Raw genomic sequence first — 22,656 nt, forward strand, 5'->3', positions numbered from 1 at the left:
TTTTATTTATAGAAAGGATTTTTCATGAGAAAGACAAAAATCATTTGTACTTTAGGACCTTCCACTGATAAAGAAGGGATACTGGAAACTTTAATTCAGGAAGGGATGGATGTTGCGCGGTTTAATTTTTCCCACGGTTCCCACGAGGAACAAAAAGCCCGCCTCACTATTCTGGATGAACTGCGCCGGAAACACGACCGTCCCGTGGCTGCCCTTCTGGACACGAAAGGTCCCGAAATCCGCATTGGCTGTTTTGAAAACGGCTCTATTGAGCTGAAACAGGGTCAGACCTTTACCCTGACCACTGCCGACATTCCCGGCAATGAAGAGAAAGTATCTATCACTTACAAAAACCTTTACAAAGATGTGAAATCCGGCGACGCCATTTTGATAGACGATGGCCTAATCGGAATGGAAGTCCGGGAAATCGCAGACGAAGATATCATCTGTACCGTAAAAAACGGAGGGACGATTTCTAACCGCAAAGGAATCAATGTGCCGGGTGCAGAGCTGAATATGCCTTTTGTCAGCCAGAAAGATTACGAGGATATCCTCTTCGGCATCCGGGAGGGCTTTGACTTCATCGCTGCTTCCTTTACCCGGACTGCCGCAGATGTCCTTGAAATCCGAAAAATTTTAAAAGAAAACGGCGGTGAGTTCATCCATATCATCGCAAAGATTGAGAACCGCCAGGGCGTAGACCATATTGATGAAATTATCGAGGCCGCCGACGGCATCATGATTGCCCGCGGAGACATGGGCGTAGAAATTCCGTTAGAGGAGGTTCCCGTCATCCAAAAAGAGCTTATCAGTAAAGTTTATACTGCCGGAAAACAGGTTATCACGGCCACCCAGATGCTGGACTCTATGATAAAGCATCCACGTCCTACCCGCGCCGAGACCACGGACGTGGCAAACGCCATTTATCAGGGAACCAGCGCCATTATGCTCTCCGGTGAGACAGCCGCCGGACTGTATCCTGTGGAATCCCTGCAGACTATGGTGCGCATCGCGGAACGCATTGAAAACGATATCGACTATCCGCGGATGTTCCGCGAAAATACCCATATTGAAAACCCTGATGTGACGACCGCCATCTCCCACGCTGCCTGTCTGACCGCTAACGAACTGAAAGCAAAGGCTGTCATCACCGTCAGCAAATCAGGAACGACTCCGCGCATGGTTTCCAAATACCATTGCGGATGCCTGATTGTGGGATGCACCACCTCCGAGCATACCTGCCGCCAGCTCAACATCTGCTGGGGCATACAGCCTATCATGATTAAAGAAGAATACAGTTCTGAAATCCTGTTCCTCCATGCTGTGGAGGCCGCGGAACGGAACGGCCTGGTAGAAGAAGGCGATATCGCCATCCTGACTGCCGGAGTTCCACTTGGGACGCCCGGAAAGACAAACATCCTGCGCGCCTGTGTGGTAGGGGATTTCTAAAGATACAAACCTATATCTTTATCCTGTTAGAGCGGAACCAAAACGGTTCCGCTCTTTTATGATTCTTTTGATTATTATCGTTTAATTATCTCTATATTAGATTATTGACTTTTCTGTTTTAAAGTATTAAAATTTTATTTAGCACATAAAAGTGCTACTCATTAATTTTCAATTATTTTTAACAAGGAGGAAACAAAATGAACAAAGGAAAGAGAATTGCCGCCCTGCTCATCGCATTTGCAATGCTGTTTACAGGCATTTTAAGCAATGCGCCATCTGCAGAAGCAGCAAAGAAAAAAGTCAAAATCAAATCCGTTTCTGTCGCAAGCAGCCTTTCCGGAAACAAAAAGACTGTATATGTGGCAAAGGGAAAGAAAGTAAAGCTGGCAACAACAGTAAAAGCCACGCCTAACAAAAAGGCAAACAAAAAAGTCTCCTACAAGTCTAAAAACAGTAAAATTGCTTCTGTCAGCGCTTCGGGCGTCATAAAAGGCATCAAACCGGGCTCTACAAAAATCACGGTAACTTCCAAATCAAACAAGAAAAAGAAAGCCGCTATCACTGTAAAGGTCATGAAAGCCCCTGTCACCAAAGTAACGCTCAAGCAGAAAAAAGCTACCCTGGAAAAAGGAGCAAAGCTTTCATTAAAAGCAACTGTGAAAGCAAAGAAGGGGGCGGTAAAAACTGTCGGCTGGAAATCTTCTAACCCCAAAGCCGCTACTGTAAGTTCAAAAGGCGTAGTCAGCGCCGTAGGCGCCGGCACTGCTACCATTACAGCCCAGGCGATTGACGGTTCAAACAAAAAAGCTTCCTGTAAGGTGACGGTAAATGATTCTGTAAGCCTGACAGGAATGAAAATCCTAAATTCTAATATGATTAGCTTTTCATTAAACAAAGCGTTCTCTCTGTCTGCAGGGCAGATATCCGTCCATGCTAAATCATATGTGAACGGCGCTTACAGGGGCAATGTAAAAATTGCCGCCCTCTCAACCAATGACCAGCGAAACTATCGTCTCTCTCTGCATGACAACATTTATACCGGCAGCTATATCCGCCTCTCAATCCCCGCGCTTCAGGGAAATAAAATACTGGAATGCCAGTATCTTGATCCTGTCTGTGCATATACAGATGATGTCGTCCGTACCGGATGGGTAGGGGACGAATTTTCAGATGATTTTTCTTTTGGTTCTCAGGAAATGGGATACAGCCAGTACGCAATCAACCGGCTCCCGGCCGGCCTGACGGCAACGCCGCATAAATCTTATCTGGAAATCAGCGGAACTCCCACACAGCCCGGCGTAACACAGGCTGTCTTTACCGCGGTAGACGAATTAGGAAATACTATGACCAAAAATATATATTTTGCCATCGGTTCTGACACAGTCATGGCAGGAGCCGCCGCTCCCCGCTATATCGTATCGACTGACGCTGGAGCTACGTATGTAAGTCCCAGCATTGTTGGTGGAAGCGGTTCCTACCGCTGTCAGATTCTCGCAGACCCGAAAAACTCAGGCGCGCACATTGACGGGGATGGCGACATTGCTATCTATCCAAAGACCCCCGGCGATTACACAGTAACTGTCCGCGCAACAGACACGCAAAATCCGGCGCGCTTCTGCAACTTCCAGGCAGTGTTCCACGTAGCGCAGGGAATCAGCGTCAGCGGGTACATTAAAGACGCGCAGGGAAACCCTATGGAAGACGCTTACGTACGCTTCATAAATAAAAACCTCGCAAACCGCTATGCTTATAGCGGCGGGCTCTACACTAATGAGAAAGGAATCTATACTGCAACGCTTATACCTGGAACATATGACGTTAAAATAAGCTATGGAGACAGCACAGAAAGCATTGCCGGCTTTGCTGATAATTACATCGAAAACCAGGCCATGACAGCAAGCAGGTCGGGATATGATTTCACACTGCCGCTCTATAAAGTGAGCCTGATATCCGGAAACACAGACGCCAGCCTTAACAGAACATGGTATATCAATAATAAACGGGCAGGATATGGCTCAACTTTGTATCTGAGACCCGGAACGTATACGCTAACCAGCGATATAACAAATAGCGGGGGAAATACGCACGAAGCCTGGAACGGCAGCTGGTTCAGCGGAATGACCCTGACCAGAACATATTCAGACGTAAGGCTCTCAGCCGCTGTACGCGTCATCAACACAGCCGTTCAGGCATCTGTCGTAAGCACGCCCACCGGACAGAGCACTACAGAAACATATCGTTACCCGGCGGCCAAAGACAGCGACTATACAATGGATTGTGACGGCACCAAATATTCTCTCCCCGAAGAGTCGGTATATGATACTGACGGCGATTGGTATGCTGATGCTGATGCATATACAGCAAGAGTCATCCAGATTACAGAGACAGCCGATTATATATTAGAGTCCTACTCTGGATATGTTCAGCTTTATGACCAGCAGGGTGCTGTCATAGAACCTTCCTCCGAGGCAGAAAAACAAAAAACATATGCCTCCCTTCCCGCTGGTACTTATTATGTCGGAACTGGCAGCTATAGTACTTATGATACAGACATCTGTATGTGGAATGCCAGCAACGCTGAATATTAAGCGACTCTCATAATACCCCAACAGCCAGGGGGCGGCGAGAATCATTCCCACCGCCCCCTGGCTGTCTTTCTTTTTTCACTATTTCACGCGTACTTTCTTCCTCGCGCTGGTTCCTGTGTAAACCATTTCTCCATTTATTTTGCGGAATCCTGTTATCTTCACATAATAAGTCTTTTTGCTTTTCAGCTTCTTGATAACATAAGAGTTTTTCTGGTTCACAGTAATTTTTTTCGCCCCTTTAAAGCTGGACTTTGCTGCATACTGGATGATATATCCTTCTGCTCCGTCTATTTTCTTCCAGGATAAGCTCATCTGTTTTTTCTTCTTGCTTACCGCTTTAGACATTGCAGGTTTTAAAGCTTTAAACTCTGCTTTCAGTGCCGACTCTTCCGCCTGTCTTTGAAGCTCTATTACCTGCTTCTGAAGTTCCATTGCCTGTCTCAGCAGCTCTTCTGCCCTGGCTCTCTGGTTCTCCGCCTCCTTCTGAGCTTTTGCCCTTTCAGCCTCTGCTTCTTTTTGAGCCTTTACCCTTTCGGCTTCTGCCGCTTCCCTGTCTTTTTTCCTTGCCTCTTCAGCTTCTTTCTGGGCTTTCTCTAGCAGCTCTTCCGTTTGCTCCTTTGCCTTTTCTGCCTCCTCCTTTGCCAGACGCTCGGCTTCCTCTGCTGCTGCCTGTGCTTCTGCCGCCTGTCTCTGCAGATCCAGAATGCTCCACTTGTACTCGGAAAGTTCCAAAAGGGTCAGCTGTTTTATCTGAGCTTTCGCCTGTGCTGACAATGCTTCATACTCCGCCCTCACGCTTTCTATCACTGCTTTCTTTGCAAGCGTCACATCCCCGATGGCAAGTATTTTCCCATCTACTGCCTGCGCCTCCCGCACTGCTGCCTGGAACGCCTCATTTTCTGTCAGCTTTACCTTTACCCGCACGTCCTGTTTCGGCATGATAAAGGTAAAACGTATCTCCGGCTGATCCGGAACTTCCGTCAGTTCCAACGCACTGCCCGAAACTCCTTTCGCCTCAACATTCAGGAACTCTTTATCCTCTGGAATGTCTACCACAAAAATAGTTACCGTCTCACCCTCGCACGCCGCTTCCTTATCTGTTAACACTCTCGCACCTTCTACCGGAACCACCGAAACATCAAACTCCAGAGGAACCAAATTCACATCTGCATTTATAATATTTTCGGAAGTCACGGCAACCGGTACTACTGCCTCCATACTATCTGTTCCGGCTGCTATCCTGACGGAATAATTTCCTGCAAAAACCGATGTAAACTGATATACACCCTGTGCATCCGTCAGCGTTTCATCTACCAATTTACCATCCTCTCCATACAGTTCTACCGGAATCTTTCGGCTGCTTACAGGCACATTACCGGTATTTACCCTGCCCGCAATGCTGTAAATATCCCTGTAGCTCAGGAACCTGGCGCCGCACAGCGCCCCATGATCTGCCGACTGATCCTTACATGCGTCTGCCACAATGCGGAGGGTACTGGCTCCCCGGACGTCTATGTTGTAATAAGCCGCCGGAGTTCTGGAAGTCATCTCACCACTCTCAAATCTCGGCACTGCTTCATCATCCACATAAATCTTAAAATTAATCTTAGAACGCGGAACGCCTGTAGGCGAAGCGCCGTTTACCTCTTCTGTATGAGTCGCATACCGAATGCCTGCATACCCCTCAAACCTGTCATATCCTCTGCCTTCTATATTATAAACTACGTCTGAATCCGTGGACGAACAGGCATGAATGCCGATTCCTTTATCAAAGTTCATGGCTGTGCTGCCGTCTGCGCCTGTAATGGCAAGCTTATCCCCCTTTACAGAAACATCCTTGTAAACAGTCTTATTGTACAGTGTATTTTTTACGATGAAATCATTTGGTAAATCACTGATATAATCCGAACCTGCCAGCTCTGCAAACAGGATTTCATAAACCTGAAAGCTGCCGTCCCTCTTTCTCACTTTTACTACCGTTTTTCCGGGAATATCTTCTGCATCTTCAATAGAATAGTATACGCTTCCATTCACCGGAACTGCTTCTACCATCGGTATCTGATCAGGTTCACTTACCGGGTATACATATTTAAATTTCTCTGGCCGGAACCCATCAAAGTCCTCCCCGTCAACTGTCAATCCTTCCAGATAGACATTGGGATTCACATAGGACATAAGCTTCGCGTCCGCCCAGTCTGCCCAGTCACCCTGGTCGCTTCCATGCATATCGGCCTCCAGCCTCAGTTCCTTGACATTCGACACTGGAATGCTGAAAAACTGTGCATTATTCGCTCCTGATCCGGATGGCGTGCTCTCATATAACAGCGCTCCGTCTCCGTATACGCGGAACACGATATCTCCCATATCTTTTTTTGCCGCATCCACGCCCACATAGGCTTCAAATACATCAAGCCCCAGCCCCGAAATATTGAAATACACATCGCTGGGCGCATCCGCTCCCATGCCTTTCGTAAATTCACGCTCAACGCCATCCACTTTCAGGGTCAAAGTGCCGCCTGCACGGTTCTTATCCTTGCGGATATTTCCCGGTCTTGTGTTGTTCGGTCCGCAGACAGACTTCGTTTTATCATACTCCAAATCGCTTAGATAAACACTTTCCTTCACCGACGCGTTTTTATTTTTTACCAGCCCGTCAAAGGCGTTTTCTATTCTCTCTGCCGCTGCATCCAGCTCTGCCTGGGTAAAAGCTCCCTCCAGAAGTTCCCTTGCCTCTTCCAGAGCCTCATCCAGTACCGTCCAGCTCTTTGTTGTATAGCGGTAATATACATACCTTTCTGCTTTTGCCAAAAGCTCTGTCACCCGTTTTGTGGAAGCCAGCTGCTCTTTTGCACTCTCCAGATTTTCCGCCGCTTCCATCAGCTGAGCATCCGAAACTTCATCTGCTTCCAGAATGCCCCGGGCAGCTTCCATCGCGGTTTTAAAGATGTTCCAGGAGTCTGTCGTATAGTTTCCCTCATCCAGTTTCTCAAATTCTTTTATCCGTGCAATAAGTTTCTCCCGGTAAATATTGTACTCTGGATATGTTTCTACATCTTCCCGGGATGCCTTCGTTAGTTTTACTGCATACCCATAGCCATATTTCATCCCTCGTTCCAGAACCGTATCCCTGTTCACCAGATATTTTTGATTCTCCAGCATCTGCTTTGCCTTCGCCCCGCTGTTCCAGCCTGCACGGGCGTCTGCATCCGCCCCATCTGCATAGACGTCTGCAACATACCAGGCGTCCGCGTCCAGGAAATCAAGGGGGACTCTCAAAGTACGCTCAACTGCTGATAAACTTCCTACATACCAGTCCCCGTCTCTGCTCTTTCTGGCAAACGTCGCATATTCATACATCTTTCCTTCCAGATACAGGCTCCTGCTCCAGTTAGTTGGCATCCCCTTCCAGAATCCCATTTTCTCTTTATCCTGCTCCGGTACGCTCTCCGGGTTTGTATACCAATAGAGAACGCTCATACCGGCCCGGAACATCAGCGGCGACGCCAGCGCATACGCCTTCGTTCCTTTACCCGGATAACAGAAAGTATGGTCTGCCGGTCCCTGGACAGTTCGGGTAAACAGCGTCGCGATATCTTCCTCTATCTGTGGGGCGCTCTTTCCAATCCCTTCATCGCCCAGGATTCCTTCTACCTGCATCAAATTCGGATATGTACGTTCGATTCCGGTAGTTACATACTCGTCATGAATCGTCATAACCAGCTTATGCTTTGCCGCCATCGCAATCACGTGCTCCATATATTTTTCATAATCCTGCGCCCGCACATGCACGAATCCCGGTTTTACGCCTTTTACGCCCCATTTTTCAAAATATCCAAACAGTTCGTCAGTAGTAAAACGGTTCCTTCCGCTGGAGTCCGGAAAATACACCCCATTTACATACAAAACAATTCCAATATTCTTTGCATTTGCATATTCGCACAGCTCAGGAATATCTACGTTTGTATTAAAGCTTCCCGGCGTACCTAAATCTTTGTATACATCAAACCCATTTCCTCTGGTATTGAACACGCCTTCTCCCTGTCCGTCATATCCGCCCTCTGTAGAAAAATATTTATCCAGAAGAATCTTATCGCTGGGCACAGCCGGATCGAGTTTCTTCGGGTCAAGCCTGGGATCACAGTTTACATCATACTCCGGCCCATACCAGCCTGTATCCAGAAGCACATACTTAAACCCATTGTTCTCTGCCTGGTCTATAATGTTCTTAATCGCCGCATTGTTCATGCCGGTAGCCGCGCGCAGACAGCTTCCTGCTTCCAGCCATTCCGAAAACTTATACGTTTCTTCATCCGGCTCTTCATTCAAATTCATCACGATAGACGAATGCTCCATAAGTTCCGTTTCATTTCTTCCTATTACCAGCACACGCCACGGAGTAGCTCCCGGCCCTTCCGGCGAAACCGTAATATCAGGACCTTTCGTTTCATTTAGATGCGACGGCTTATAACTAGTGTATCCCGCCTTAACCGTCCTCGCCTTGGAATCATCCTTTTTTAATACCATTACACCATAATTATCCAGATTTCCCTCACAGATTGTCAGCACCTGCCCGTCGTCATACTGCAGCGTCATAGGCCGCTGCATCACGCCTCCCGGAAAGCTATCCACTGACATTTTCTTTGGAACTGTCTGGTTCTGCGCAACATGCACGCTTGCCATCGTCCCCGCCGGAAATGAAAACTGCGTATACTCATCAGAAATCGTGTAGGACGCCTCTGTTTCCGGCAGCTCATAACGAAACGCAATTCCCTCATCATATGCCCGCGCCGCAAATTTCAAAACCGTCCCGCTGCTGTGCGTCAGTACAATCTCCATTTCTTTATAAGCATCCCGAACCGTTTCCTGCTCTCCTACCAGCGGATTCCACGATGTATCATTCTCTGCAAAAACCGGGGTACCTGCAGTAAATCCGTCTTTCAGTTCCCCCAAAGAAGTACTAAGTCCCAGCTTCGCATCTTCAATCAGTACCTTCCCATTGCTCTGTATCCGGTAATAGGGAACACCTTCCGACAGCCAAAATTCAAGTTTCAAATCCGCCTCCGGCGCGCTGACTGTAGAAATTACAGGCTCTGCCGCCGACACCTGCACTGCTCCCAGAACCCCCATCATCATAAATAAAACGCCGATACCAAAATCCATCCACCATCTTTTCTTCCATGTGCCCTTCTTCATACGCTTTTCATCTCCTTTCATCTGTATTTTAGAAATCCAATGAGCACTTTTGTTTACTAATTCTTTTTCCATCTCCCCCCTTTAATCATCATTTAGTCTTTTTATAAGCAGAAAATCATCAAAAATATGTGATTATTATTGTGTTTATGCTGCATTTTTCTTATATATCCAGGTATTTTCCCAATAATATTTTATCTATTTTTGTGTTATCTCATTTTTTTCTGCTATTTAAGACTATTATATCACTATTTTAGTAAAATTCCATGAGCATAGTTCATAAATTTTTTGCGGCTCTTTTGTGTATTTTGCCTAATTTTCATTCGCATTTTCTTGCTTTTATGCACATTCTATACATAGATTATTTTACAGGAAATCCTTCACACATTTCCTGTAAAAGACACAAAAAAGCGCTCCAAAATCTCGGAACGCTTTTTTACTAAATATCTATCGTTTTCTTTTTATCTCTCCGTGCTTATAGGCTCTTCTCTATTCCAAAGTACTGCTGCCGCCTTCGCCGGAAGCGTCAAGTCAATCTTCCCTTTCACACATTCGTACTCTTCCGGCTCAGTTGTAACCCCTTCCCGGCTGCTCAAAAGAATCCTCTGCATTTTACTTCCGTATTGCACACCTACTTCCCACACGGAAAGGGAGACTTCCAAAGGAGAATTTCCATTATTAAACACCACCACAACCTGTTCATAGGGAGTAAATCTGGCATAACTAATGCTGTTCCACTGACATTCCAGAAATTTCAGGGAACCGTGAATAAGCGCCGGATATGCTTTATGGATCTGTATCATCTTCCGGTAAAACTCTATCAGCTCTACGTCTTCCTGTCCCCACGGATACGTTCTGCGGTTATCCGGGTCTGTAAATCCTACCGCGCCTGCTTCATCTCCATAGTACAGCGTAGGAGCGCCCGGCCATGTCATCTGCATCACAATAGCCTCCCTCATCACCGCTTTGTCTATGCCCTCTGCCGCCGCTTCATGCCCCAGGCGGTCCACACGCCCCACTTTATGGTTCGTACGGGTCAGGAACCTCGAATGGTCGTGATTGGACAGCTCATTCATAGATGTCAGCAGGGATGGAGCAAGGAATTTTGACATATGATGGCTCATCGCCCCGATGAAAGCATCATGGTTGCCCAGCAAATCTTCCCTGTACTCATCGCTGTGCTTTTCCATTCCGGTAAAAAACCAGGTTAAAGGCTCCATAAAGGCATCATAGTTCATAACTGTATCCCACTCATCGCCCCGCAGCCAGGAACTTGCATCCCCATAATGCTCCGCCAAGATAAGAGCGTCCGGATTCGCTTCCTTTACCACCTTACGGAATTCTTTCCAAAACTTATGATTGTATTCACTGCTGAAACCTAAATCCGCCGCTACATCCAGACGCCAGCCATCCGCGTTAAACGGCGGCGACACCCATTTTTTCCCAATATCCATAATATACTGATAAAGCTCTTCTGACTTTTCATAATTCAGCTTAGGCAGCGTATCATGTCCCCACCAGCCGTCGTAATACGGATTGTACGGCCACTGATGCATATTGTTGAACTTGAAAAAGCTCCGGTACGGACTGGAAGCCGACACATAAGCTCCCTTCTCATAACCTGCCTGGTTTTCATAGATGCGCTCTCTGTCCAGCCATTTATTAAAAGAACCGCAGTGATTAAATACCCCGTCCAAAATCACCTTCATCCCCCGGCTGTGCGCTTCCTCAATCAGCTGAATCAGCAACTGGTTGCTGGCCTCCAGATTTTCCTTACTCGTCACCCGGCGGATATATTTACTCGCCTGCCTGTTGTCTGTGCATCCCTCCGGCAGCACCGTACCGCCGTCCTTCACGATTTTCCCATAGTGGGGATCCACATAGTCATAATCCTGTATATCATATTTATGGTTAGAGGGCGATACAAAAATCGGGTTAAAATATAAAACTTCCACACCAAGCTCCTGCAGATAGTCCATCTTGTCTATCACGCCCTGCAAGTCTCCGCCGTAAAATTCCCGGATAGCCATATAGCCCTCGGGATATTTATTCCAATCCTTAACCTGTACGGCTCTGTCCCCAATATAAAAATATTCCCCGTCCTCCACCGTATTTGTCGGATCGCCATTCCGGAAACGGTCTACCATAATCTGGTACATGACCGCCCCCTTCGCCCACTGAGGCGTCTTAAAGCCCGGAGCAATCGAAAATGCATAGTATTCCTGAAGGTTCCGAGACACCCCTCTTTTATTATAAAAGCAGTAAATTTTCCCGATACGTACTTCAAAATAATAATGGATAATCTCTGTCCCCATGATAATTTCTATCTTGTAATAGTCAAAAATCCCCTCTGTCTTTTCATAATCCATCAGTATCCTATCCGCATCGCTAATCCAGTACACGTAATCTATATTATTCCTCACTGTCCGAAAACGGATTGTAACGGTGTCGCCAGGCTCCGGTTCCATCGGACTCACATAGTTCTCTGTCTCGTCACTAAACAATCCTCCCGAGCGGAACACCGGACGCATCTGCATTGCATAGGTTTCTGATTTCTTTAAATAGTCTATATCCGTAATTCTCTGATTCATGGTATCTCCTTTATCCATTTGCATTTATACCTTTATTGTATACTATCTTTGCTTTCTGCACAACCAGACATTTTTTCCACAAACCAGGAAACTGCGCTTCCGCGTAAAAAAGACGGCTTTTAAGCCGTCTTTTTTTGGAGAAGGTATTTCTCTTATGGGGTGTAGCAAAAACTATTAATGTATTGGGGGTTTTTACGATGATTATTATAGCATCTCTCCCCAAAGAAGTGTGCACAAATCTCACAAAAATCACCAGATATTTTTATGCACCTTTCACAATCCATTTCTCGATTCCCCTACTTTTAAGCCTCTGTCCGCTCAAACAGCGCTTCAAACTCTTCTCTTCCAACCTTTTCCTGTTTTATCAAAAGCTCTGCACAGCTGTGCAGTACATCCATATGCTGCTCTATCAAGTTTTTCGCCTTTGCATAAGACTCATCCACGATACGCTTCACTTCACTGTCAATCAGCGCCTGCGTGCTCTCGCCATAACTTCTGCTGTGCGCCAAATCCCGCCCGATAAACACTTCTTCGCCGTCATTTCCATAATGAATCATGCCAACTTTGTCAGACATGCCATACTGCGTGACCATTGCCCGGGCGATTTCTGTAGACTGCTTGATATCCTGGGACGCTCCTGTCGTTACATCTCCAATCACCAGCTCTTCTGCAACCCTGCCCCCAAAGCCTACGATAATATCCTGCAGCATCTGCGCTTTTGTACGGAACATCCTGTCTTTTTCCGGCAGCGGCATGGTATATCCTGCCGCTCCCATCCCGGTAGGAATGACGGATATCGTATGCACCGGTCCTACATCCGGAAGGACGTGGAACAGTATCGCATGCCCCGCTTCATGATATGCAGTAATGCGCTTCTCCTTATCAGAGATAATCTTACTTTTCTTCTCCGCACCGATTCCTACTTTTATAAAGGACTCCCGTATATCACGCTGTATAATATATGCCCTTCCTGCCTTTGCCGCCTGGATAGCCGCCTCATTCATCAGATTTTCCAGATCAGCGCCCGTAAATCCCGCCGTGGTTCGTGCGATTTCTTCCAAATCCACATCATCTCCCAGTGGTTTTCCGGCCACATGAACCTGCAGGATTTCTTTCCTCCCTTTCACATCAGGCTTTCCGACACTAACCTTGCGGTCAAAACGTCCCGGACGCATAATCGCAGGATCCAGGATATCTACCCGGTTCGTAGCCGCCATCACGATGATTCCCTCATTCACGCCAAAGCCGTCCATCTCTACCAGCATCTGATTCAGCGTCTGTTCTCTCTCGTCATGGCCGCCGCCCATTCCGGTACCCCGCCGTCTTGCCACCGCATCAATCTCATCGATAAACACGATACACGGCGCATTCTTCTTGGCATCTGCAAACAAATCTCTGACGCGGGATGCGCCCACGCCCACAAACATTTCCACAAAGTCCGAACCGGAAATACTGAAAAACGGAACTCCCGCCTCCCCGGCTACTGCCTTTCCCAGAAGCGTCTTTCCGGTTCCCGGAGGGCCTACCAGCAGAATCCCTTTCGGAATCCTGGCTCCTACCTGAAGGTATTTTTTCGGAGACTTCAGGAAATCCACGATTTCCTCCAGCTCCTCCTTCTCTTCCACCAGTCCTGCCACGCTTTTAAAGGTAACGCCCTTTTCATCAGGCATGATTTTCACTGCGCGGCTTCTTCCAAAATTCATCATTTTATTATTCCCGCCGTTTGACTGCCGGTTCATAAGCACCATCAGCACCATGAATACAACAGACATCAGCAGAATCGGCAGAATCGTACTCAGGAATATACTCTCACGCTCAATCCCATGCATATAATTGGGTATGCCGTTTTTCATCAGCAATTCCTGAACTTCCTTCACATCTGCCACATTCAATTTCTGCATATCTGACCCGTCTGCAAAATACAGCAGAAGCTGCCCTGTCGGAACCTGCTCATTTGGATGGATATCCACCCGCGCAAGCTGTTTATCTTCTACTGCCTTCTGAAACTGGCCGTATGTATATCTCTCTTGTGTCTCAAATCCATTTCTGAAAATAAACACAAATAACAATACCGCCGCCAGTATCAAAAGATAGAACCCCGCTCCTTTTGATGTACTTCTCAATTTATAAGTCCCCTTTCTGACATTTCTGCAGCCTTCCCTGTCCGGGCGGCTACACTTCTACAACTCCGATATACGGAAGATTTCTGTACTTCTGGGCATAGTCCAGCCCATACCCTACGACAAACTCATCCGGAATATTAAACCCTACATAATCTACTTTTACATCCGTCACCCGGCGTTCCGGCTTATCCAAAAGCGTACACAAACGGATACCTGCAGGCTTTCTCTCCCCCAGCTCCTTTACCAGATAGCTCAGGGTTCTCCCGGAATCAATGATATCCTCCACCACGATTACATCTCTGCCCTCCAGCGGTTCATCCAAATCTTTCTTAATCTTCACCACGCCGCTGGATTCCGTGCCTGCCCCGTAACTGCTCACAGACATAAAATCCATCGACACCGGAACGGTAATGCGTTTCGCCAGCTCACACGTAAAGAACACGCTGCCTTTCAATATACAGATCAGGTGTACGCTCTTTCCTGCATAATCCTCGCTAATCTGCCGTCCAAGCTCGGCAATCCTCTCGTTGACTTCCTGCTCAGGTAATAATATGCGGATGTTATCTTCCATAATCCTCTTCCTCCATAATATGTATTTTTAAAATTGTTTTCGTATGTTCCGTCACTTTGCACACTTCGCTAATCCTGAATCCCACAACCCAAAGGATATGGCTCCCCTCTGCCAGAAGAAGTACCTTGTTTCTGTCCTCTCTCAAAACTTTCTCATCTATAAAGTACTTTTTTAGTTTCCTGTGCCCGCCGTCCGCGGTAAAATAGTCGCCGCTTTTACGGCTTCGCAATTGAATCGTATTTTTTATTGTATCATAATCCAGCCATTTCGTATACTTTTTTTCTGGAATATTTTGATTTTTATTCGGCTCCAGGCTGGTAATAATAAGGTACTTCCCCCATCTGGACTCCCCAGGCACCGCAAGCGGCGTTTCTTCCCGGCGCTCCTCTGACGCTTCTTCCATACCAAACGCCAGATAAGGTCCCGTACGACGAACACACCGCCCTCCCGGAAGCTCAATCCGCCGTCCCGGCTGCCCGGCTGCCAGCCGTTTGATTTCTTCCAAATGGACAGCGCCTACGTCTTTCATCCCCGCCCCCGGCCTGTCCAGCCAGATACGCAGCATGTATTCCTGCATCACTTCCTCTTCCCGGCAGAAATCTTTTGCCAAAACCCTAAGTTCTTCGCCGCAATACTCTGAAAGCTCTCCTGCCCTCCGCGCAGCTAAGCCTTCCAGATACTCCTGCGCCCTCCGTATCCTCTCGCCTGCCTGCGCGATATGCATCCGCGACTGCCTGTTTACACTCTCCTCCAACTCCGGCAGGATATTCCTGCGAAGCCTGTTCCTTGTATAATTATCCGACAGGTTCGTGCTGTCCGTACAAAATCCCTGTCCCCTCTCTTGCAGATACCTCTCAATTTCTTCCCTGGAAATCTCCAGCAGAGGACGGATGACTTTCCCATTTACCGGGCGAATCCCGCACATCCCCCGAAGCCCCGAACCGCGCGCCAGATTCCAGAGAATCGTTTCTGCCTGGTCGTCCCGGTTATGGGCTACCGCAATCTTTGCCTGCTGTTTTCCGGCGCATACCGCTTCAAACGCTTCATAACGGCATTTTCTGGCTGCTTCTTCCATGCTCAGCTTCTCCTTCGCAGCCCTTTTGGGCACATCACAGCTATATAAGTGAAAGGTAATCCCCCTTTGGCGGCAGAGCTGTTCTGCAAATCCGGCATCCGAAAGACTCTCCTCCCCCCGGATTCCATGCTCCACATGCACTGCCTCCAGGGAAAATCCCAGACGTTCCCGCAGCGCTTCCAACAGAAAAAGCAGGCATACCGAATCTGCGCCTCCCGATATGCCTGCCACAACGCAGTCACCTTCCTGAATCATCTGGTGTTTCCTGATATATCCAAATACTTTTTCTTCCATTTCCCATATCCGCCCATAATCTTTTAGAAATACTATATAAAAGCAGGCGCAAAATTGCAAGCGCAAAAATTGCGGATTTTAGTTCAGTTCCGCCACAGCCCTCCCACCAGCACAGTCATATCGTCTTTCGCACAGCATTTCTGATAAAGCAATACCCTGGTCAGGATTTCCCTTGCCATTTCCTGTGCATTTCTCGTATCCTGTTCTAAAATAATATCCTGTATAATCTCCTCCGCTTTCCGGTGGGGCAGCGCATCCAGCACACCATCCGATACCATAATCACAAAATCTCCCGGCTCCAGCTTCTTTTTCGCACTCTCATAGTCCAGTTTCTGCAAAAAACCAATGGGCAGGCTGGTAGACGAAACAGATTCCACCCAGTCTTTCCGTTTCAGGAACGTGGTAGACGCCCCGATTTTCATCATTTCGCATTCCCCTGTATACAAATCCACCATACACAGATCCACCGTAGAAAACATCTGGTTACTGTTCTGCAGCATCATCGTAGAATGTATCATATGAACTGCCGTCTCCTTGGAAAATCCCGCATGTAAAAACTGCTCCAGGAGTTCAATCACCGTCTCGCTCTCCCGGCAGGCGCAGGTTCCCGACCCCATCCCGTCTGACAGGCTCATAATCATCTGCCCATTTTCCCTCCGGAACATGGAAAAACTATCTCCCGACACCATCTCCCCGTCCTTCGTAACTCTTGCCACCCCATTCAACATAATATACTCCGGCTCTGCCAGGAAAAGCACTGTACTGTACTCATGATTAATGATCGAGCGGCTATCTTTTTCCGGAACCATCTTCCGGCTGCATACCTCAGAAACCACGCCTGCAATTTCCCTGGTAGAAATGCAGCGTCCCTTCCGCGAAGAACGCATGGTGATAAACAGCTCCAGCCTGTCCGCATCTTTCCTGACATCCCACATTTCCCGCATCACGATACCATGCATCCTCAGCTTGATATCCATCTGCTTCTCCAGCCCTGCATCCACAGGACGCACTTCATAAGTAAGGCTTGCCGCTGCCTCCATAATTCCGGCCGTCCCATAAAGCTGCTCCGCCACAGCCTCCCGATTCTCCAGCAGACGGTTACTCCACATCAAATTCAGCTTCGCCACCCGAAAACTTTCTTTCATAGCCGCCAGGAAGCTTGTCCCACAAGAGCATATTTCCAGAAAAGGCGCCTGTTCCCCTGTGCCTTGCTCTTCTATCTCCTGCAGGAGCCCATAAGCCTCCCTGTATGTCCTTGCACAGTTTTTTTCCCAACAGTGATCCCATCCCGGACAGAAACTGCACACTTTCCTCTGTACCTCTCCGAAAATTTCTTCGATATCCTCTTCCGAAAACTTTTCCTTCCTGCTGGGCATGTTACGAAACGTCCCTGCAAGCTGCCGGAAAGACTCTGCATACCGCTCCATCTTTTCACGTCCCGGCTCACACGACTCTAAAATCTGTTCTTCTCTGTAGCGTTCTCCTAATATCAGCTTAATCACGTCCCACATTACCCATAACACGCTTACAATCAGGACTGCAATTACAAATTCACCCATTTTCCGTACCCTCCCACAAAAAGCAGTATACGGAAACAGGCAGGTGTTTTTTGTCAAAACAGTATAACAATTCCAAAAAACTTTTCGACAAAAAACGCCGCTGCACCGCCCAAACGGCAGCGCAGCAGCGCTCTCCTTATTTCTATCTTTATTAATTTTCCGGCTTAATCAATATCTCATCCGGGTATATCAGCCCCAGCTTGTCCCTGGCAACCTTCTCAATATACTCGTCTGTCTTCATATATTCCTCCAGTCCATTAATCTCCTCGGTGCGCTTCTGCTCAGCCGCAAGCTGCTTTTCCAGCCTGGCCTCCTGCTCTGCATATGCTGCATTCTTCTCCCTCAGCGCATGGCTCTGGACAGCGAGGTTCACAAGCAGGAGGACGACAACCATGGTAATACACAGGATGGCACTGCGGTTGCCCCATCTTCTGCCTTCTTTTTTCTTTTTCATAAAACGACCTTCCTTATGAATTGCTTCCCCTTCTTTTGACTAGTGTCATTTTAACCCCTTTTATCCTCTTTTTCAATGCTTTTCGGGCTTTTTTATAGATTTTTTTAGTAAAAAACGCTAACGGGCGAAACAGGAATCCGACTGTTTTGTTGAAAATTGTCGTAAATAGTCGTAAAACCCCGGATACCCCCCGTAAAACCAATCGGCTGGCGCTCATATGATACAAGACCATCCCCAGCAGCATAGCGCACAGAGAGAATCCCCGCACAACGCCGCTGTTCCTCATAAAAATCACCATAAACGCTATAATTCCTGCAGCCGTACAATACAAAAAGTCCTCTGCGGCAACCAGCAGTTCTTCATGGATAAACACCCGGCGTACCGCCCGCAGCAAATCATATCCAAACATTAGCAGCACCCCGGCCGCTGTGCAGACCAGGAAAAAAAAGATTTCATTCTGAATTCCCAGGCTCATATGCTATCTGAACAGCCTCCCAAGCATATTTTCTTTTTTCTGGCTCCGGCTGTCAGAATATATCATACTGTCAACCATGCCGTCAATATCAACCTCTCCCTTTTCCAACGTTAAACGGCTGATATGCAGCTCTCTGCCTTTCACCGTCAGCATTCCCATTCCCGTCTCCAGAAGGATTTCCCGCTCATCAAAAGAGAGCACATCGGATACTCCTGTAATTGTCCCGCTGTGCCTTCCGGAAAGCGTTACCTTATGCGTTCCTTGCGTCTGCTTTTCTTCCATGCCCCCTCCTTGCCGCCCTGTTTCTGTCTTTCTAAAATATATTAGGGGATGCCGGAAATTATGTTACAGATATCGATAAAGTTCTTTTGCCTCGTCCTTTTTCACCGTCTCCTGCACATCCAGGATTTCTACCTTCACGCTTTTCGTGCCAAAGTGTATTTCCAGGACGTCGCCTTCCTTTACCGCTGCCGAAGCTTTGGCGGGTTTCTCATTCAAAAACACACGGCCCGCGTCACAGGCTTCATTTGCTACTGTCCTGCGCTTAATCAAGCGGGACACTTTCAGAAATTTGTCAAGTCTCATCTCGTTCTCCTCCATAAAAATCGTAACAGTTCAGCCTTCGGCTTCACTGTTACCAAAAATCATCGGTTGATACATCTTCCGGCCTGCAAACCGGATCCTATCAAAAAGGAGCTGTCCCACACCTGTCATTCGGTCTGAGCCAGCTCCGTTCTTCCGCTGTTCCAATCTTACTGCTCGTTCACTAAGTCCTTTAAAGCTTTTCCTGCTTTGAATTTAGGGGACTTAGATGCAGCAATCGTCATCGTCTCGCCGCTTCTCGGGTTTCTTCCCTCTCTTGCAGCTCTCTCAGATACCTCAAAAGTTCCGAAGCCAACCAGCTGAATCTTCTCGCCTTTCTTCAGCTCCTCAGCAACTACATCTGTAAACGCCTTGAGCGCCTTCTCTGCGTCTTTCTTTGATAATTCTGTTTTCTCTGCCATCGCTGCAATCAATTCTGTCCTATTCATGGAATAATCCTCCTCTGATTTCTCTTTTCGTCCTATTTTGTTCGATACAAAACTTCCAGGTTTCGAACTCTGTACGCTTTACCTGCCACAGAACCCTACGTCTATTTATAAGCTTTTATCCCATATTTGTCAAGGTATTTTATGCTTTTAAAACCGCTTTTGAAAATCACTGTTAACTGCCTTTTCATCGTAACAGTTCAGTCTTCGGCTTCCTGTTCCTGGCATCAAGCCATGCAAAACCACTTCGTGGTGGCTTGATGCCCATCAACCGAAACGCTATTTCACGAACTTTGCAGCAAGTGCAAAGTCCTGGGCTGAATTGCTACTTTTCATCAATACATCTCGATCTCCGAGATTGCCATATTCTCAAACTCGCTGCCCGGATAAACAGATTCAACCGTAATCGTCACATATTGCGTATCTACAGGATGAGGCAGCTGTATATTCTGCTCCTTAAACTTATCCTTCAGTACAAAGCTTTCACCGGAACCATCGGAAAATTCCACATAAATCCTCTTTGGGCGGGAATATTTACGGTAAATACTCTTGCTCTCATGGTATCCTGCATGGATGTTAAACCCTGTCACTTTGTAAGAACTATTAAAACGCAGTGTCACAGATTCCCCGGCATCCTGTGCCGACGCTCCTTCTATCCAAGCCGTACTGGCGTCGCCGTCCGTCATAAACCCTGCCTCATATGTTATATTATTCTCAAACAATGAAGAACTGGCTGAAACTTCTGTAACATCCCCCATGTAGATGCCCGGCAGATACGATTCCATCCCCGTTGTCCCCGGCACAGCATCCGTTTCCGGTATAGAATCCATATTTCCGCTTTCCGTTCCCCACATAGAATCCCTATCGCCGGCGTCTGTTTCTGACATGGAATCCGGCCCTTCACTGTCCGTCTCCCACATAGAGCCCGCATTTTCATCACCTGTTTCCGACATAGAGTCCATATCTCCGATGCCTGTCCCCGGCATATGATCCGTTTCCCCGGCGCCTATTCCCGACGCGGCATTTGTTTCTCCCACGCTGCCGGCCAGCCGCAAAGCAAGCTTTTTATCTATCATATAGGAACGTCCTGCCGAAAGCACCTTCTTTCCTTTCTCAGCAGACGCTTCGTCCTTATCTGCGTCCTTTTCGTCACCGCTTTTCGCCGTTCCCGTATCAGCATCATGGCTCTGCCAGATCAGCTTGTCCCCTTCAAAATAAAATTTGTACTCATCCTCCCCCGCATAATGCGCGTAAAACAGCTGCTCGTCCTCATAGTAATAAAAGCAGTCATACAAAACGCCGTCTACATCCTCTGAAACCCCCGTGAGCTTCAATTCCTCATCCTCATAATAGGCAGAAATCCCATCTCCGAAAGTAATCCTCTCATACACGCCCGACGAAACCGCCTCTTTCACTTTCTGATAGCGTTTATCTATCTCCGAAACCTGGCGCGGTGCTTCCTTTCCGCCGTTGTTCTTTTTATCTTCCGCCTCAGAATCCTCCGTATCTGTACGCCCTGTCTGTTCCGTTTCCTTATGTGTACTCTCCGATACTTTTCCTGCTTCATCTGCATCAGAAAAATACAGCAGATTAACCGCAAATCCCACGATTCCTATTGCTGCGCATATTGTTGCGGCAATCGCTGTCTTATATACACGCGGCATAGTTCTTTTCATCGCTGCATCTGCTATTTCCTCTGCATCCTCCCTGGAACATTCCGACGGCAGATCATTCTCCTGCCCCGCCACTTTCATCCCGCATTCGCCGCAGAAAACAGCGCCTTCCGGCAGCTCACTTCCGCAATTTGTACACTTCATTCGAATTCTCCCTTCTTACACATCGTTCATACCCTTCCATATATCCAATAACATTCCCCGAACATTTTACTATTGTATTTTACCATCCTGTAAGACCGCAAACAAGGATTTTTTATCTTTATATAGTTTCTCTGTTTTTTGCCCCCCTCTTCATAAATAAAACAATTTCTTTTCCCCTAGTGCGTGTCTGAAAATTGCTTTCTGTCAGATACGCGACACAATTTGTGGGAGATTTGTGCCAAATGAAGGGCACATAACAAGCTATGTAACATGAGTTTGGCGCAGATATCACACAAAGTGGGGCATGCAGATGGCAGGAATGAATTTTCAAACAGGCTCTAACATAAACAGCCCTCTGAAAATCATTATAAAGCGCTCCCCAAATTTTTATACGATTTCCATTAAAGATGTGCTACAATTCAGCCAGCATTTATTGCATTATACAACCCAAACATATGTACAAGGAGACTTATCATGAATGACCTGCACACATGCATAAAAAACTACCTGGAATATTGCCAGCATCAAAAAAGGCTGGATGTGAAAACACTAAAAGCCTATCGGATTGACCTGGCCCAATTTTATAACCACCTCCCGTCAGTCAATCTTCCGGAAATTACCACCGGATTACTGGAAGATTTCATCCGGGAGCTTCATCAAAAATACAAGCCCAAAACAGTAAAAAGGAAGATAGCCTCCTTAAAAGCCCTCTTCCACTACTGCGAATATAAAGAACTGATTCAACGAAATCCCTTCAACAAAATGCAAATAAAATTCCGGGAACCTTCTCTTCTTCCTAAAACCATCCCCCTACATATTGTCGAAACCTTTTTAGCTACTATATATAAGCAACTATCAGACGCAAAAACAAATTACCAGAAAAGAAACGCACTGCGGGACGCCGCAGTCATAGAGCTGCTCTTCGCAACCGGAATCCGCATCTCCGAACTCTGCTCCCTGAGCGTCAATGCCGTAAACCTGTACGACAGAATCATCTTAATTTACGGAAAAGGTTCCAAAGAGCGCAAAGTCCAGATCGGAAGCGACGCCGTCGCCAACATCCTCGAAAAATACAAAAACGATTTTAACACCGAAATCCAAAACTGCGGCCACTTCTTCGCAAACCAGAACGGCAGAGAACTCTCCGACCAGTCCGTCCGCCGGATGATAAACAAATACACCGCCCTCGCCGCCATAGACATGCATATTACCCCACACATGTTCCGGCACACCTTCGCCACAAGCCTTTTAGAAGCGGACGTAGATATACGATATATACAGGAAATCCTGGGGCATAGCTCCATCAATGTGACGGAGATATATACACATGTGGCGATGTCTAAGCAGCGGGATATATTGACGAGGAAGCATCCGCGGAAGGATTTTCATATAGAATAGATGTGCAAGGAATATCCCTCTAAATCTGGACGATTTAGAGGGAT

At 47.2% G+C, this 22,656-nt stretch carries 15 protein-coding genes; 3 read left to right on the plus strand and 12 right to left on the minus strand.

The features are described from left to right. The first annotated feature begins 24 nt into the window (after positions 1-24). Positions 25-1,449: a pyruvate kinase gene (gene pyk, locus NFR99_RS04965; protein ID WP_120480766.1), complete on the plus strand. Its 1,425-nt coding sequence runs from the start codon at positions 25-27 to the stop codon at positions 1,447-1,449. A gap of 197 nt (positions 1,450-1,646) precedes the next feature. Next, positions 1,647-4,037 carry an Ig-like domain-containing protein gene (locus tag NFR99_RS04970; protein ID WP_251353010.1) on the plus strand — a complete coding sequence of 797 codons (2,391 nt, stop codon included), beginning with the start codon at positions 1,647-1,649 and terminating at the stop codon, positions 4,035-4,037. A gap of 78 nt (positions 4,038-4,115) precedes the next feature. Here the strand turns inward: NFR99_RS04970 and NFR99_RS04975 are convergent, their stop codons facing one another. The 12 genes from NFR99_RS04975 to NFR99_RS05030 all read right to left on the minus strand — a co-directional run bounded on the left by NFR99_RS04975 (position 4,116) and on the right by NFR99_RS05030 (position 21,214). Then, a complete protein-coding gene (locus NFR99_RS04975; RefSeq protein ID WP_251353012.1) occupies positions 4,116-9,230 on the minus strand; it encodes an NPCBM/NEW2 domain-containing protein in 5,115 nt (1,704 codons plus the stop codon). A 458-nt stretch (positions 9,231-9,688) separates the two neighbouring features. Then, positions 9,689-11,818: a glycoside hydrolase family 13 protein gene (locus NFR99_RS04980; protein WP_120480769.1), complete on the minus strand. Its 2,130-nt coding sequence runs from the start codon at positions 11,816-11,818 to the stop codon at positions 9,689-9,691. Positions 11,819-12,120: 302 nt separating this feature from the next. Beyond that, the gene (gene ftsH, locus NFR99_RS04985) at positions 12,121-13,941 is read right to left on the minus strand and encodes an ATP-dependent zinc metalloprotease FtsH (RefSeq protein ID WP_120480770.1); all 1,821 of its coding nucleotides are present in this window, start codon (positions 13,939-13,941) and stop codon (positions 12,121-12,123) included. Between the two features lie 49 nt (positions 13,942-13,990). After that, positions 13,991-14,512 carry a hypoxanthine phosphoribosyltransferase gene (gene hpt, locus NFR99_RS04990; protein ID WP_120480771.1) on the minus strand — a complete coding sequence of 174 codons (522 nt, stop codon included), beginning with the start codon at positions 14,510-14,512 and terminating at the stop codon, positions 13,991-13,993. Further along, the gene (tilS, locus tag NFR99_RS04995; protein ID WP_251353013.1) at positions 14,502-15,881 is read right to left on the minus strand and encodes a tRNA lysidine(34) synthetase TilS; all 1,380 of its coding nucleotides are present in this window, start codon (positions 15,879-15,881) and stop codon (positions 14,502-14,504) included. The genes hpt and tilS overlap by 11 nt, the downstream gene beginning before the upstream one ends. A gap of 83 nt (positions 15,882-15,964) precedes the next feature. Then, on the minus strand, positions 15,965-17,440 hold the full coding sequence (locus NFR99_RS05000) for a SpoIIE family protein phosphatase (protein ID WP_120480773.1): 1,476 nt from the start codon (positions 17,438-17,440) through the stop codon (positions 15,965-15,967). A gap of 151 nt (positions 17,441-17,591) precedes the next feature. Beyond that, positions 17,592-17,894, minus strand: coding sequence for an FtsB family cell division protein (locus NFR99_RS05005; RefSeq protein WP_120480774.1), 303 nt, complete (start codon positions 17,892-17,894; stop codon positions 17,592-17,594). Between the two features lie 13 nt (positions 17,895-17,907). Continuing rightward, positions 17,908-18,369, minus strand: coding sequence for a spore cortex biosynthesis protein YabQ (gene yabQ / locus NFR99_RS05010; RefSeq protein ID WP_120480775.1), 462 nt, complete (start codon positions 18,367-18,369; stop codon positions 17,908-17,910). A gap of 3 nt (positions 18,370-18,372) precedes the next feature. Further along, positions 18,373-18,651 carry a sporulation protein YabP gene (gene yabP, locus NFR99_RS05015; RefSeq protein ID WP_120480776.1) on the minus strand — a complete coding sequence of 93 codons (279 nt, stop codon included), beginning with the start codon at positions 18,649-18,651 and terminating at the stop codon, positions 18,373-18,375. A 63-nt stretch (positions 18,652-18,714) separates the two neighbouring features. Further along, the gene (locus NFR99_RS05020) at positions 18,715-18,954 is read right to left on the minus strand and encodes an RNA-binding S4 domain-containing protein (protein ID WP_120480777.1); all 240 of its coding nucleotides are present in this window, start codon (positions 18,952-18,954) and stop codon (positions 18,715-18,717) included. Between the two features lie 167 nt (positions 18,955-19,121). Next, a complete protein-coding gene (locus NFR99_RS05025) occupies positions 19,122-19,400 on the minus strand; it encodes an HU family DNA-binding protein (RefSeq protein ID WP_120480778.1) in 279 nt (92 codons plus the stop codon). Positions 19,401-19,732: 332 nt separating this feature from the next. Next, positions 19,733-21,214, minus strand: a complete 1,482-nt coding sequence (locus tag NFR99_RS05030) for an NADase-type glycan-binding domain-containing protein (protein WP_251353015.1) — start codon at positions 21,212-21,214, stop codon at positions 19,733-19,735. A 474-nt stretch (positions 21,215-21,688) separates the two neighbouring features. On the opposite strand from NFR99_RS05030, the gene NFR99_RS05035 reads away from it, so the two are divergent. Continuing rightward, positions 21,689-22,612, plus strand: a complete 924-nt coding sequence (locus NFR99_RS05035; RefSeq protein ID WP_251353017.1) for a tyrosine-type recombinase/integrase — start codon at positions 21,689-21,691, stop codon at positions 22,610-22,612. Positions 22,613-22,656: the final 44 nt, after the last annotated feature.

The sequence above is a fragment of the Hominisplanchenecus murintestinalis genome (assembly GCF_943193015.1).
In the GTDB taxonomy this organism is placed as follows: domain Bacteria; phylum Bacillota; class Clostridia; order Lachnospirales; family Lachnospiraceae; genus Hominisplanchenecus_A; species Hominisplanchenecus_A murintestinalis.